The sequence below is a fragment of the Pseudarthrobacter sp. GA104 genome, assembly GCF_009741265.1.
Classification (GTDB): domain Bacteria; phylum Actinomycetota; class Actinomycetes; order Actinomycetales; family Micrococcaceae; genus Arthrobacter.
The window spans coordinates 707,097-720,679 of the sequence record NZ_WOWL01000001.1; the positions used below are offsets into that span (position 1 = coordinate 707,097).

General features: G+C 66.5%; 13 protein-coding genes and 1 riboswitch. Of the genes, 5 read left to right on the plus strand and 8 right to left on the minus strand.

What is annotated here, in order from left to right:
* Positions 1 to 17 precede the first annotated feature (17 nt).
* On the minus strand, positions 18 to 1,016 hold the full coding sequence (locus tag GK109_RS03215) for a DMT family transporter (RefSeq protein WP_157238639.1): 999 nt from the start codon (positions 1,014 to 1,016) through the stop codon (positions 18 to 20).
* A 33-nt stretch (positions 1,017 to 1,049) separates the two neighbouring features.
* On the opposite strand from GK109_RS03215, the gene GK109_RS03220 reads away from it, so the two are divergent.
* A complete protein-coding gene (locus tag GK109_RS03220) occupies positions 1,050 to 1,277 on the plus strand; it encodes an RNA-binding S4 domain-containing protein (protein ID WP_139028643.1) in 228 nt (75 codons plus the stop codon).
* Positions 1,278 to 1,319: 42 nt separating this feature from the next.
* Here the strand turns inward: GK109_RS03220 and GK109_RS03225 are convergent, their stop codons facing one another.
* Positions 1,320 to 1,970, minus strand: a complete 651-nt coding sequence (locus tag GK109_RS03225; protein ID WP_157238640.1) for an alpha/beta hydrolase — start codon at positions 1,968 to 1,970, stop codon at positions 1,320 to 1,322.
* Positions 1,971 to 2,121: 151 nt separating this feature from the next.
* On the opposite strand from GK109_RS03225, the gene GK109_RS03230 reads away from it, so the two are divergent.
* The 3 genes from GK109_RS03230 to GK109_RS03240 all read left to right on the plus strand — a co-directional run bounded on the left by GK109_RS03230 (position 2,122) and on the right by GK109_RS03240 (position 4,491).
* Complete coding sequence (locus GK109_RS03230; RefSeq protein WP_231754950.1) at positions 2,122 to 2,919, plus strand: SGNH/GDSL hydrolase family protein; 798 nt, start codon at positions 2,122 to 2,124, stop codon at positions 2,917 to 2,919.
* Positions 2,920 to 3,372: 453 nt separating this feature from the next.
* Positions 3,373 to 3,891 carry a hypothetical protein gene (locus GK109_RS03235; RefSeq protein WP_370460369.1) on the plus strand — a complete coding sequence of 173 codons (519 nt, stop codon included), beginning with the start codon at positions 3,373 to 3,375 and terminating at the stop codon, positions 3,889 to 3,891.
* A gap of 399 nt (positions 3,892 to 4,290) precedes the next feature.
* Positions 4,291 to 4,491 carry a hypothetical protein gene (locus GK109_RS03240; protein ID WP_157238641.1) on the plus strand — a complete coding sequence of 67 codons (201 nt, stop codon included), beginning with the start codon at positions 4,291 to 4,293 and terminating at the stop codon, positions 4,489 to 4,491.
* A 126-nt stretch (positions 4,492 to 4,617) separates the two neighbouring features.
* Here the strand turns inward: GK109_RS03240 and GK109_RS03245 are convergent, their stop codons facing one another.
* Entirely contained in the window at positions 4,618 to 6,102 is a 1,485-nt protein-coding gene (locus GK109_RS03245; protein WP_157238642.1) for a CoA-acylating methylmalonate-semialdehyde dehydrogenase, read from the minus strand.
* A gap of 12 nt (positions 6,103 to 6,114) precedes the next feature.
* On the minus strand, positions 6,115 to 7,017 hold the full coding sequence (mmsB, locus tag GK109_RS03250; RefSeq protein WP_157238643.1) for a 3-hydroxyisobutyrate dehydrogenase: 903 nt from the start codon (positions 7,015 to 7,017) through the stop codon (positions 6,115 to 6,117).
* Between the two features lie 114 nt (positions 7,018 to 7,131).
* On the opposite strand from mmsB, the gene GK109_RS03255 reads away from it, so the two are divergent.
* Positions 7,132 to 8,055 (plus strand): LysR family transcriptional regulator, encoded by a 924-nt coding sequence (locus GK109_RS03255; RefSeq protein WP_157238644.1) that lies wholly within the window; start codon positions 7,132 to 7,134, stop codon positions 8,053 to 8,055.
* 38 nt (positions 8,056 to 8,093) lie between these two features.
* On the opposite strand, the gene GK109_RS03260 is transcribed toward GK109_RS03255, so the two are convergent.
* The 4 genes from GK109_RS03260 to GK109_RS03275 all read right to left on the minus strand — a co-directional run bounded on the left by GK109_RS03260 (position 8,094) and on the right by GK109_RS03275 (position 13,541).
* A complete protein-coding gene (locus GK109_RS03260; protein ID WP_157238645.1) occupies positions 8,094 to 9,212 on the minus strand; it encodes a zinc-dependent alcohol dehydrogenase family protein in 1,119 nt (372 codons plus the stop codon).
* 98 nt (positions 9,213 to 9,310) lie between these two features.
* On the minus strand, positions 9,311 to 10,693 hold the full coding sequence (locus GK109_RS03265; RefSeq protein ID WP_157238646.1) for an MFS transporter: 1,383 nt from the start codon (positions 10,691 to 10,693) through the stop codon (positions 9,311 to 9,313).
* A gap of 180 nt (positions 10,694 to 10,873) precedes the next feature.
* On the minus strand, positions 10,874 to 11,989 hold the full coding sequence (locus GK109_RS03270) for a homoserine O-acetyltransferase (protein ID WP_157238647.1): 1,116 nt from the start codon (positions 11,987 to 11,989) through the stop codon (positions 10,874 to 10,876).
* Positions 11,990 to 12,001: 12 nt separating this feature from the next.
* Positions 12,002 to 12,117, minus strand: a riboswitch (SAM riboswitch).
* A gap of 98 nt (positions 12,118 to 12,215) precedes the next feature.
* Complete coding sequence (locus GK109_RS03275; RefSeq protein WP_157238648.1) at positions 12,216 to 13,541, minus strand: bifunctional o-acetylhomoserine/o-acetylserine sulfhydrylase; 1,326 nt, start codon at positions 13,539 to 13,541, stop codon at positions 12,216 to 12,218.
* Between the last annotated feature and the right edge of the window lie 42 nt (positions 13,542 to 13,583).

Here is a 13,583-nt window from a genome sequence, read left to right on the forward strand (position 1 = left end):
CCCTAGCCTACCGGCCGCTACCTGCGCAGCGCGCCCCGCGGCCACGGCAGGGTGGCCAGGATGATGGCGGCGAGGGTGAGGATGGTGCCCAGTACCGTGGCCGGCGCCACGACCGTTCCCGGAGTTGGCAGCACAACATCCAGGGCGAGCGAGCCGAGCAGCTGCCCGGCAATCATGCCCAGCCCGGTAACCAGGACCCCCAGGCTGCGGACCAGCAGCGCGCCCAGGCCGATGAACACGCAGCCCATGGGACCGCCTGCGTAGTACCACCAGTCCGGCGGCAGCGGGTTGCCCCATCCGGCCACCGAGACTTTGATGGCGTACGCGGCCCACAGCACGGCGGAGCCGGCCACGAAGTTGACCAGGGTTGCAGCGATCGGCGTCCCGTAGTGGACGGTGGCTGTTCCGTTCATGGCCTGCTGGAAGCTCATCAGGAACCCTGCCGCCACGGGCAGCAGGAGCGGAACCAGGAGGGCCTCCGCGCCGCCGTCCGGTCCTGCGCCGGCGGAGGCCATCCCCGACGATCCAGTGAAGCGGGGCGACACGGCCCAGGCCACTGCGGCGATGGTCAGCAGGCAGCCAATGATCCGGATCCCCGTGACGGATTTCTTGCCCGCCGGCCCAATGCCCAGCCGGTCCACCAGCAGACCGCTGACTGTCTGGCCGGTGACCGTGGCGACGGTGAACAGGGCAACGCCAAGGATGCCCACGGTGAAGGACTGGGCGAAGACGAAGAGCGCGCCGATGCCGCCGGCCAGGACATACACGCGCGGAAAGGCCCTGGTGCGGACCGCGGGCAGGATCCGGGCAAGTCCGGCACGTCCGCGCGGCAGGATCAGCGAGATCAGGACCATCAACACCAGGCCTGTGCTGAAACTCACCACTGCAGCGGCGATGCCGTCGTTGAGGCGGGCCCCGAGGGCCCCGTTGATTCGGCCCTGGACGGGAATGGCGAGGCCAGCGCCCACCGCCAGGGGAAGGCCTGCGATCAGCGGCAGGCGGGGGCTGGGGGTCATTGAATCCACCTTACGTCAGGCATCATTGCTTCTATGAGCAATGTTGAAGAGATCACCATCCGCGACAGCATGATCCGCCTCGGCCAGCTCCTGAAGCTCGCCAACCTGGTGGAGGACGGGGTGGAAGCGGCAGAGCTCATCAAGAACGGGCTCGTCAAGGTCAATGGAGAGATCGACGACCGCCGCGGCCGGCAGCTGCACAACGGGGACACCGTGACGGTGAACGGGCAGACCGTGCGCGTGGTAGCGCCCGCGGCCTGACGCCGCAGGGCGGCACTGGCCCGCCGCCCGCCGTCGTACTTCCTACTTCTTCAGCACCTCGTGGGTGAGGAACTCGCCCACGTGCCCGATTTCCTGCTGGTTGATCCCGTGCCACATGCCCGTGTAGAGCACCTTGGTGAGCTTGACGTGCTTGCGCACCCATCCCATGGTGAAGTCGATTTTGTCCGGGGTGATCACGGGATCCTGCTGGTCACGGCCCCAGAACATCGGGATGCTCCCGTCCAGTTCGTCATCCCGGAAGCTGGGATCGTCGCCGGCGTCCACCACGAAGCCTGAGAGTCCGACGACGGCCGCGAAGTCCGTGGGCCGCTGCCGCAGGAGCGTGGTGGCCATGGCCATGCCCATGGAGAAGCCGAGCAGGGACACGGACGGGTGCCCCACCCTGATGGCGTCGATCCACTCGAGCACGTAGGAGGACGCGGCTTTGACGCGCTCGAGCGAGTAGTCGATGGACGCGGTAAGCGGGAACCAGGTGAACCCGGGGCCCATGGCGATGGGCGCCCGGATCGAGGCGACCGCGAAGTCGCCGGGCAGCAGGTCGGCCAGGCTGAGCAGGTCCTGCTCGTTGGCTCCGTAGCCGTGCAGCAGCACCAGCAGCGGCTTGCCGTCGCGCTGGTCCTCCGGATGGGACCACAAAACGACAGGGGCAGGAAATACTTCAGCTTCAGTCATGGTTTCCATTCTTACCAGTTACTTAGTGGTAACAACCTACGTTCGCGTAGCCAGTGAAGCGAAAGGCAGGATAGGGACCGTGACTGAAGAAAGTGCCATCCAGACCCCGCCCGCGCATTCCGGATCCCACCCCTGGACCCGCTACGTGGCGATGGGCGATTCCTTCACCGAGGGCATCGGAGACCCCGAGCCGTCGAGCCCGGGCGCGTTCCGCGGCTGGGCAGACAGGGTGGCGGAGGAGCTCAGCCGCACCAAGCCGGACTTCGCCTACGCAAACCTGGCCGTCCGCGGCCGGCTGCTGCAGCAGATCGTGGACCAGCAGCTCGCACCGTGCCTTGCGCTGAAGCCCGATCTTGTCACCCTCTCCGCGGGCGGCAATGACCTGCTGCGTCCGGGCGGAGACCCCGACACCCTCGCCGAGAAGCTCGACTCGGTGGTCCAGATCCTGGCCATGGGCGGCGCCACAGTGGTGCTCTTCAATGGCCCGGACACCGGCACTTCCGTGCTCGGCAGGATCCGCAGCAAGGTGGCCATCTACAACGAAAACCTGCGGACCGTCGCCGCGAGGCACGACGCCGTGATCGCGGACATGTGGTCCCTCCGCCAGCTCAGCGATCCCCAGATGTGGGACCAGGACCGGCTGCACTTCTCCCCCCTGGGCCACCACACCATCGCCGCCATGGTGCTGGACTCGTTGAACGTGGAGCACACGCTGGAGCCACTGCAGCCCAAGCCGTTTCCGCCCCGCACATGGCGCGAGGCGCGCTCGGGGGACCTGGTGTGGGCCCGGCAGTACTTCGTGCCGTGGGTGCTTCGGCGGCTGCGCAACCAGTCCTCCGGTGACGGCATTACCGCGAAACGGCCGACGCCGGGCCCCGTCTTCGGGCCGGGCGTTCCGTTGGGTTCGGGCGAGGGCCCGCTGGGCAGCACCGAGGCTGCCCGGCGCTAGCGCGGGCAGGCGTCCGGGATATGGAACCCGACGCGGCAGTGCGGCTGCCGCTTCACGCCCAAATGCTGCGGGAACCCGTCGCTTGCCTCCGAAGCCGGGCCACGGATCGACCTGATCCAGTGCAACGACGAATACATCATGGGCTCCTCCGCCACGCGGCATTACATCGGCGGCGGCGCTCCGGCCTTCCTTTTCCAGGGCCAACCCATGCACGTGGTTTTGCTGGACGGGCGGATGGTGGGGTCCTGGCGGCATACGCTGCATCCGGACGGGTGCGACCCGGATATCCGGCTCCCTGGTTCCGGTGATTCCCCGCGCCGTCATTGTCAGCGGCAGTGTTGTCAGCGGCAGTCCGGGAAGCCGTGGACCGGTACGCCGCCCTCCTCGCGCTCCCGGCCGTCCGGATCCACTACGGGGCTAAGCTGGAAGGACACACATGAGAGGCACGGCACCGTGAGCAACTTGTTTTTCTGGATCATCATTTTGTCATTCCTGATCCCGATGGCCATGCGGATGTACCGGAAGTCCGTGGCCCGCCGCAACCAGGATCAAAGCTTCTCCGGACGGTACCCCGAGCAGTTCCCGGGCGGCGGAATCTTTCCCGGCTCCAACGGCCCGCAGAGCAAGCAGCCCCGGGACGGCTTCACCCAGCAGGACTACTTCAGCGGCGGATTCCGCCAGCTTGGCCGGCCCGCGCCGCTCCCGCCCGGCCAGCCCCTGCCGCCCGTACAGCCGGTCCCGCCCATGGACCAGCAGTTTCCGCCGTACGGGCAGCCGCACCAGGGCCACGACCGGCAGGCCCCCCACGCAGAAGCCCCGCAGCAGCCCGCAGCACCCGCAACTCCCCCGCCGCCGTCTGCCCCGCAGGGCTACCGCGCCCGCAAGCTTGCCGAACTGGATGAAAAGTACAGCAACGGGGAACTTTCCATGGAGGAGTACATGACCCGCCGCAGCGAAATCATGAACGGCTAGTCCTTCCCGCAAAAGCAGCGCGGGGTCACTTAATGCCCGATATCCCGTTACGGTCGGGCATGAAGTGACCCCGCGTTGCTCTTTCAGGGGCCAAATTCTATGAACAGCCCCCTCCCCCAGGCGGATACCGGGCCCTAAAGTCTCGGCCCTGAAGCTTGACGCGACCGTTCCCCGTTTTTGGGGCCCGCATCCGTCCCGGAATTCGGCACGGATGCCCTAACCGGATTCCTTCCAAAAGCACAAGGTTCGAAAGGTCGTGGAGCATGGCCGCCGTCAGGAGATTGGCCGTCGCAGTGCTAACCATCGGAGCTATCGCCCTCGGCACCGGATCCGCGCGGGCGGACGTTCCGGAATTCGCCAGAAGCGTTTGCCGCCGATAATGGCACATCCGGGAAACTGGTGATCCTGATCAAAACCGTCTGCACCTGCGACGACGGGACCTGCACGTTCAATGCCTTGAAGCATGTTTTCATCACCTTTGCAGACGATGGCACCTCCACGAACTCCGGACACATTAGCCTGCAGGGCGGTACGGGCGACTACGCCGGGCTGGCGGGGCATGGAGTCGACGAGGGTGAAGCAGCGGGTGGACTGGTGTAGGCCGGATCTCGGGTGTTCTGGTCCGATAACTGAACGGAAAGCAACGCGAGGTCACGTCCGGCCCAAGATCCGGCAGCGGATGGGCGCGAAGTGACCCCGCGTTGCTGTTACGGGGTGCCGCTGGTTTCAGTCCACCTGCGGGAAGCCCAGGTCAATCACCGACGTTGCGGGGTCCGGCCACCGCGTGGTGACCACTTTGCCCCTGGTGTAGAACCGGATGCTCTCCGGCCCGTACATGTGCGTGTCCCCGAACAGCGAGTTCTTCCAGCCGCCGAAGGAAAAAGTGCCCACCGGCACCGGGATGGGCACGTTGACGCCCACCATGCCCGCCTCGACGTCGAACTCGAATTGCCGCGCGGCGCCGCCGTCGCGGGTGAAGATGGCAACCCCGTTGCCGAACTCGTTGTCGTTGACCAGGCGGACTGCGTCACTGTAGGTGTCCACGCGGACCACGGACAGGACGGGGCCGAAGATTTCGTCGTCGTACACCTTCATTCCCGGCTTCACGTGGTCCACCAGGCTGACGCCGATGAAGAACCCGTTTGAATCGAACTGCTGCGAGCGCCCGTCAACAACCACCGTGGCGCCCTCGTTTTCCGCGCCAGCCACATAGGACGCCACTTTGTCGCGGTGTTCTGCAGTGATCAGCGGGCCCATCTGCGAAGCTGGATCGGTGCCCGGACCGATCTTCAGGGTGGCCATCCGGGTTTTGATGGCCCCGACGAGGTCGTCGGCGATATTGCCGACGGCGACGAGCACGCTGACCGCCATGCAGCGCTCACCCGCGGAGCCGTAGGCAGCCGAGATGGCCGCGTCCGCCGCCATGTCCAGGTCAGCGTCAGGCAGGACCACCATGTGGTTCTTGGCGCCGCCCAGGGCCTGGACCCGCTTGCCATGGTCCGCAGCGCGCTTGTAGATCGACTGCGCGATGGGCGTTGAGCCCACGAAGCTGACGGCTTTGACGTCCGGGTGCTCGAGCAGGACGTCCACCGCCTCCTTGTCGCCCTGGACCACGTTCAGCACGCCGGCAGGCAGGCCCGCCTCCGCGAAGGCCTCCGCGATGAACACGGCTGACGACGGATCCTTTTCGCTGGGCTTCAGGAGCACTGTGTTGCCGCAGGCCAAGGCGCTGCCGATCATCCAGAGCGGGACCATCGCCGGGAAATTGAACGGGGTGATGCAGGCAACGACGCCCACGGGCTGCCGGACCGAGTGGACGTCCACGCCGCTGGACACCTGCTCTGAGCGTTCACCCTTGAGCATGTGGGACAGCCCGGTGGCGAACTCGATGTTCTCGAGGCCGCGGGAGATCTCCCCTTCGGCGTCGGAGAGTACCTTGCCGTGCTCGCTGGTCAGGATGGCAGCCAGCTCCGGCTTCCGCTGGGTCAGGATTTCGCGGACGCGGAAGAAGATGTTGGTCCGCTTGGCGAGGCTCGTTGCCCTCCATGCCGGCAGCGCGGCTTTGGCGGCGGCAATGGCTTCCTCCACCCGGGCCGCGGAGGCCAGGGCCACCTGCTTGTCCTGCTCTCCGGTGGCGGGGTTGAAGACGGGGCCGAAGCGCTCGGCATCGGTGACGAGGCTGCCGTTGATGTAATGCGGGATGGTCTGCATGGTGTCTCTCTTCTACTTTGTTGAATCCAGTGAGCCGTCAACGAGCTTGATGATCATGGAGCAGTCCTTGCCGGACTCGCCCGCATCAATGAGGCGCTGGTACAGCTGCTGGACGTGCTTGCCGATTTCGAGCGGTGTGCCGGTGTCCTCGGCAGCGCTGATGGCCAGGCCGATGTCCTTGTTCGCCAGTTCGGCCGTAAACGTCGGTTCGAAATCGTTGTTGGAGGCCGCGGTGGGGACCACGCCGGGAACGGGGTACCAGGTCCTCAGGGCCCAGCTGTCCCCTGAGGAAACGGAGGCGATGTCCCAGAACACCTTCTTGTCCAGGCCGAGCCGGTCCGCCAGGACGGCTCCCTCGGCCGTGGAGGCCAGGTTGATCAGGAGCATCAGGTTGTTGCAGATCTTGGCCGCCTGGCCGGTGGTGGCTCCCCCGGTAGGGATGATGTTGGCGGCCATCGGTCCGATGTAGGTGGTCGCGTCGGCCACGGCGCCCGGTTCACCGCCCACCATAAAGGTCAGCGTCCCTGCCTTGGCGCCGCTCATCCCGCCCGAAACAGGGGCGTCCACGAAGCGGAAGCCGGCGGCAGCAGCGGCGTCGTGCAGTTCCTTCGCTGCGGCGATGTCGATGGTGGAGGAATCCACCAGCAGTGTGCGGGTGTCGGCATGCGCCAGCACCCCGTCCCCGCCCAGGTAGACAGCCTTGGCGTGCTCGCCCTTCGGAAGCATGGTGAACACCACGTCCGCTCCGGCCACGGCCTCGGCGATGCTCCCCACCGGCTTCACCCCGCCGGCCTCGGCTGCGGCAAGCGCCGCAGGGTTGAGGTCAAACCCCCGAACGTCGTGCCCCGCCTTTGCGAGGTTTCCGGACATGGAACCGCCCATGTTTCCCAACCCGATCCAACCGACAACTGCCATGGCATAAGCTCCTTTGCTGTGCATCCGGCCGAAGGCGGCCGGGAGGTCCGTGTCCACCATCACACCCTGCTACAGTGCAATCAAGGGGAAAAATCACAGATGGTATGTGCACTGATGCACACGAACGAAAGGCACGCGGTGGCGCGGCTTCCAAGTCCGGACGACCTGCTGATTCTCTTGACCGTAGCCCGGCTGGGGCGTTTCAACGCCGTCGCTGAAACGCTGGGCACCACGCACACCACCATCTCGCGCCGGATCCTCGCCCTGGACAAGCAGTTGGGCGGCCGGACCCTGGAGCGCAGCCCGCACGGCTGGGAGCTGACGGAACTCGGGGCTTCGGCCGTCGCCGCGGCGGAAGCCATTGAGGAAACACTGGGGTCGCTGGCCGCCGTCACGGGCCAGGACCGGGATGCCCTGTCCGGCATGGTGCGCATCAGCACCTCCGACGGTTTCGGCGCCGAATTCGTCACGCCAGCGCTGGTCCGGCTCCAGCAGCGGCACCCGATGCTGGATGTGGAGATGCTGAGCGCCACGCGCAAGGTCAGCCAGAACCGCTCCGGTGTGGACCTGGAGGTGGTGGTGGGCCGCACCGACGTAAGCAACGCCCAGGCCATCTTCCTGACCAACTACTTCCTCAGGCTCTACGCCAGCCCCGCCTACGCGGCCGCGCGCGGCCTGCCGGAGACGCCCGACGGCGTGGGGCAGCACGGCTTCGTCTCCTACGTCGAGTCGGCCCTCCAGGTTGCCGAACTGGGCCACCGGTCCTCGCAGCTGCCGATGCCGAAGTCCAGCTTCCAGGCCACGAGTATCTTTGCCCAGGTTGAGGCGGTGCGCCGCGGCGCAGGCATCGGGCTGCTTCCGAACTTCATGGTGGCGCACAACCCGGAGTTCGTTCCGGTGCTCCCCGAAGCGTTCCAGCGCCAGGTCCCCATCTGGGCGGTGGCCCGGCCGGAATCGCTGCGGTCCGCCCGGGTGCAGGCCGTGATCGGTGCACTTCAGCATGAGGTGGCGGAACGCCAGGACCTGCTGGCAGCCTAGGCCGTTGGCAGCCTGGCCTGAAGGCAGCCAGGCCGGCCTCACGCCTGGAAAAGCCGCCTCACCACCTGCCCGGCGGCGAGCGCATCGAGGCCTTCGTTGATCTCCGCCAGTGGCCTGGTGTCGGTGTGCAGCAGCTCAACGGGGAGCCTGCCCTCGCGCCAATACTCGAGGTACAGGGGAATGTCCCGGCCGGGCACGGCGTCGCCCATGTAGGAACCGAGCAGCCGCTTGCCCGCCCCCGCGAACTGGAGCGCGGGTACCGTCAATTCTGCGGTGGGGTGCGGCAGCCCTACGGAGACCACGGCGCCGCCGCGCGTCACGTGCTCCAGGCACGATGCGATGACCCGCGCTGATCCCACGGCTTCGACGGCGGTGTCCACGCCGTCACCGGTGGCTTCGGCAATCAGCCGAGGGGCGTCGTCGGGGGTCCCCACGGCGGTTGCGCCGCATTTCAGGGCGAGCCCGTGCTTGCCCACGTTGGGATCGATGGCGATCACGGCGGACGCTCCGGCGAGCGACGCGGCCATGACGGCCGAAAGTCCCACGGCTCCGAGGCCAAAAACAGCCACGGCCTGGCCCGGCTGGACGGCCGCGGTGTTCAGGACAGCTCCCATCCCGGTGAGCACGGCGCAACCGAACATCGCCGCCACGGTGTCCGGGACGTCGTCGGCGATGACCACCACTGACTCCCGCGCCACCACGGCGTAATCGGCGAAAGCCGAAACCCCCAGGTGGTGGTTGATCCGCTCCCCCGCGGGCGTGCGCAGCAGCGCCTCGCCGTGCAAAAGGTCACCGGAGCCGTTGACCTCGGCGGCCCGGTGGCAGAGCGCGGGCCGCCCCGCCCGGCAGGCACGGCAGGCACCGCAGCTGGGGACGAAGACGAGGACCACATGGTCTCCGGGGGAAACGTCCGTGACGCCCTCACCAACCGTGGCAACCCGTCCCACAGCCTCATGCCCCAACGCCATGGGAAGCGGCCTGACGCGGGATCCGTCCACCACGGACAGGTCCGAGTGGCACAGGCTTGAGTAGGTGATGGTGACGCCCAATTCACCGGCCCGGGGTTCGGGCCGGTCGAGGTCCTGCACCGCCAGGGGCTGCGCGTCGGCATAGCTGGTGCCAGGAGGAACTGTGGAATAGAGGACTGCTGCTCGCATGGTGTTCCTGACTTTATGTTGGTGGACAGGCAGCTGCCCGGGCCTGCGTGGCCGCAGGTCCGGGCAGTCGGGTTGCTCTGTTTGTCGTTTGGCCGTGCCTACTTCTTGGCGGCGGCCAGAAGGTCGGCGGTGCCCTGGGCGTCGGCGGCGTCGACATCATGAAGCGAGATGCCGCGGGTTTCCTTGAGGAAGTACACCGAAATAGCGGTCACCACACAGGCGCCCAGGAGGTAGAAAGCCACCGGAACGGACGAGCCGAAGCTGCCCAGCAGCGAGCTGGCGATGATGGGCGCCAGCGAGCCGGCCACGATGGAGGTCACCTGGTAGCCGAGTGAAACGCCCGAATACCGCATCCGGGTGGGGAACATTTCCGCCATGATGGACGGCTGCCCGGCGTACATGAGGGCGTGGAACAGCAGGCCGATGGTGATGGCCGCCAGGATAACCATGTCATTGCCGGTGTCCATCATGGGGAACGCGAAGAAGCCCCAGGTTCCGGCGAGGATTGCACCGGCCATGTACACCGGGCGGCGTCCCAGTGCATCGGACATCTTGCCCACCAGCGGGACTGAGCAGAAGTGGATGAAGTGCGCCACCAGGAGGAGGAGCAGGATACGGGAGGTGTCCGTCTGCACAACCACCTTCAGGTAGGTGATGGAGAACGTGACCACAAGGTAGTAGAGGATGTTCTCCGCGAAGCGCAGGCCCATGGCGGTGAAGACGCCGCGCGGGTACCGACGGAAGACTTCGGCAACACCGTAGCCCTTGTTCTCGACCGTGACTTCCTTGCGGGCCTCGAGGAAGATCGGAGCGTCCTGGACCTTGGTGCGGATGTAGTAGCCGATGATCACGATCACTGCGGAGAGCCAGAAGGCTACGCGCCAGCCCCAGCCGAGGAAGGCTTCCTGGGAGAGGGTGGAGGACAGGGTGAACAGCACGGCGGTGGCGAGCAGGTTGCCCATGGGGACAGCGGACTGCGGCCAGCTTGACCAGAAACCGCGGGACTTGTTCGGGCTGTGCTCGGCGACGAGGAGCACGGCGCCGCCCCATTCGCCGCCCACCGCGAAGCCCTGGACGAAGCGCAGGAACACCAGCAGCGCCGGTGCCCAGTAGCCGATCTGCGCAAAGGTCGGCAGGCAGCCCATGAGGAAGGTGGCAACACCCACTAGGATGATGCTCAGCTGCAGCAACTGCTTGCGGCCGAATTTGTCGCCGAAGTGGCCGAAGACGATGCCGCCGATGGGTCGGGCAACGAAGCCGACGGCGTAGGTGACGAAGGCTGCGATGATGCCGTCCAGCTCGGTTCCGGAGTTGGGAAAGAACATCTTGCCGAACACCAGCGTGGCGGCGGAGGCGTAGAGAAAGAACTCGTACCACTCAACCACGGTGCCGGCCATGGAGGCCGTGACGACTTTCTTCAGGCCTGTGGCCTTGACGTCGGTTTCCTCGGGCCGCCGCGCGGCGGACTTTTCCGTACTCATTGATGAACTCCTTCGGCGTCTTCTTCGACACCACTGGGACAGTCTGTGGCGGAGGCGTGTGATTTTGGCCACGAACCGCCGGGTCCCAACGAGTATGGTCCGCCTGAACGCCAAGCTCAACGGCGAATCATGCAGAGGCTATCTGCATAAATGCACAAAAGTGTGCCTGCGAGGGCGGCCTTAGGCCGAGAGGTGCACCCGAAGCTGATGGCCCAGCTGGCCTATTTCCGTCAGGAAGCCGTCATGGCCGATCGGCGCCTCAATGACATGCACGTCCACTTCTCCCGGCAGGGCCGCGGCAAGTTCGCGGGACTGGGACGGGAAATACAGCCGGTCCGAATCCACGGCGGCCACGAAGAACCTGGCGGTGGATCTCGCCAGGGTCTCGGTCAGGGTCCCCCGGTCCCGGCAGATGTCATGGCTCATCAGCGCCTCGGTGAGGGCGATATAGCTGTTTGCGTCGAAGCGCTTCACGAGCTTGCTGCCCTGGTGATCCAGGTAGCTTTCCACCTGGTAACGGCCGCGGGCGGCCAGCGCCTCGCCCTTCAGGGGCGACTCCGGCGCCTGGGGTTCCCGGCCGAAGCGGCCCTCCAGTTCAGCGGCGGACCGGTAGGTGATGTGGGCGATGCGCCGGGCAAGTGCCAGCCCGGCTTCGGGGCAGGGCCCGCCGTAGTAGTCGCCGCCGTTGAAGTGGGGGTCCTGCCGGATGGCCAGGGTCTGGGCCTGCGCGAAGGCGATCTGTTCTGCCGTGCTCGCGGCGCCCACCGAGATGACGGCGCAGCGCTGCACCCTCTCGGGGTAGGTCACGGCCCACTCAAGGGCGCGGGCGCCGCCCATGGATCCGCCCAGGACCGCGAACCAGCTGTTGATGCCCAGCTGGTCAGCCAGCCGGGCCTCCGCCACCGTACTGTCACGCAGGGTAACCAGGGGGAAGCGGGAGCCCCAAGGGGTTCCATCCGGGGCGGCCGACGACGGCCCCGTGGAGCCGTAGCAGCCGCCCACGATGTTGACGGACACCACGAAGAACTTGTCCGTGTCCACGGGAGCGCCGGGACCGGCCAGCTGTTCCCACCAGCCTTCTTCGTCCGTGTCGCCGCGGGTCACGTGGGTGCTGCCGGTCAGGGCGTGCTCGATCAGGATGGCATTGCTGGCATCGGCGTTGAGCGTGCCCCAGGTTTCGTAGGCCAGCGTGACGTCCGGGAGGTATCCCCCGGCTTCAAGTTCCAGCCCCCCAATGGAGGCATAGCGGACAATTCCGTGCTCGGGGACGGTGGTTCGGGTGACGGTAACCGTCATGGCAAGACCTCTTCTACGCGCTTGCCCGCCGTCGAATGACCGGCAGGCCAGGTCTTCACCCGGGGCACCCCACCGCGGAAGGAGGGTTGCCGGCCAGCAAGCCGGGGCTGTCACTGGCACTCATGACCTGGTACGAGTGTACGAAACAGCCCCCGTCTGCTGCCAAGAGTGTGACTGGTTGTGACTTCCCCGGCGTGCCGCCGTCTCGGGTTATTTGTGCGTCCGGCTAGGCCCCGGTCGCGTCCTTTGCTGCCCGAAAGCCCGCTTCGAGGTCCGCCAGGATGTCATCGATGTGTTCGATTCCCACCGACAACCGGACCAGGCCGGGAGTCACGCCGGCGACGGCCTGCTGCTCCGGGGAAAGCTGGCTGTGGGTGGTCGACGCCGGGTGGATGACAAGGGAGCGGACGTCGCCGATGTTTGCCACGTGGGAGTGCAGCTCCAGCGCGTCAACGAAGCGCTTGCCGGCCTCGGCCCCGCCAGCCAGGTTGAAGGAGACAATCGCGCCCGTGCCCTTGGGCCCGTACTTGCGGCCCCGCTCGTACCACGGGCTGGAGGGCAGCCCCGCGTAGGCGACGGATTCGACGTCGTCCCTTCCTTCCAGCCAGCGCGCCACTTCCGTGGCGTTGGCAACATGGCGTTCCACCCGCAGGCTCAGCGTTTCCAGGCCCTGGGCGATCAGGAACGCGTTGAACGGGGAGACTGCGGAGCCCAGGTCCCGGAGCAGCTGGACGCGGGCCTTGAGGATATAGGACAGGTTGGCGCCCAGGGCACCGTCCTTGCCGAGGTCCCGGGCGTACACCAGCCCGTTGTAGGTGGGGTCCGGGGTGTTGAAGCCCGGGAACCTCGCAGGGTCCTTGCCGAAGTCGAACTTGCCGGAGTCCACGATCACCCCGGCAATCGCGGATCCGTGGCCGCCCAGGTATTTGGTTGCGGAATGGACAACGATGTCCGCTCCCCATTCCAGCGGCCGGATCAGGTACGGGGTGGACAGGGTGTTGTCCACGATCAGGGGCACGCCGGCATCATGGGCGATGCCTGACACGCCCTCGATGTCCAGGACGTCCTGGCGGGGGTTGGACACCACTTCGGCGAAGAAGAGCTTGGTGTTTGGCTGGACCGCGTCACGCCACTGGTCCAGGTTGTCCGGGTCCGCCACGAAGGTCACGGAAATGCCGAACTTCTTCAGGGTGTGTGCGAACAGGTTGTAAGTCCCGCCGTACAGGCTGGGGCTGGCAACGATATGGTCCCCCGCCTCGGCGATATTGAGGACAGCGAAAGTCTCTGCTGCCTGTCCTGAACTCAGCAGGAGTGCTCCCAATCCGCCCTCAAGGCTGGCGATCCGCTGTTCCACGGCATCCTGGGTGGGATTACCGATGCGGGTGTAGATCGGCGCCAGTTCAGCGAGGGCAAAACGGTTGGCGGCGCTTTCCGCGCTTGGGAATACGAAGGACGTGGTCTGGTAGATAGGGAGTGCACGGGCGCCGGTGGCACTGTCCGGCTCCTGTCCTGCGTGGATCTGGCGGGTTTCAAAAGACCATCCGTTGGACAACTAAGGCTCCTCTGACATGGGCCCGGCATGCTGTAGGCACCG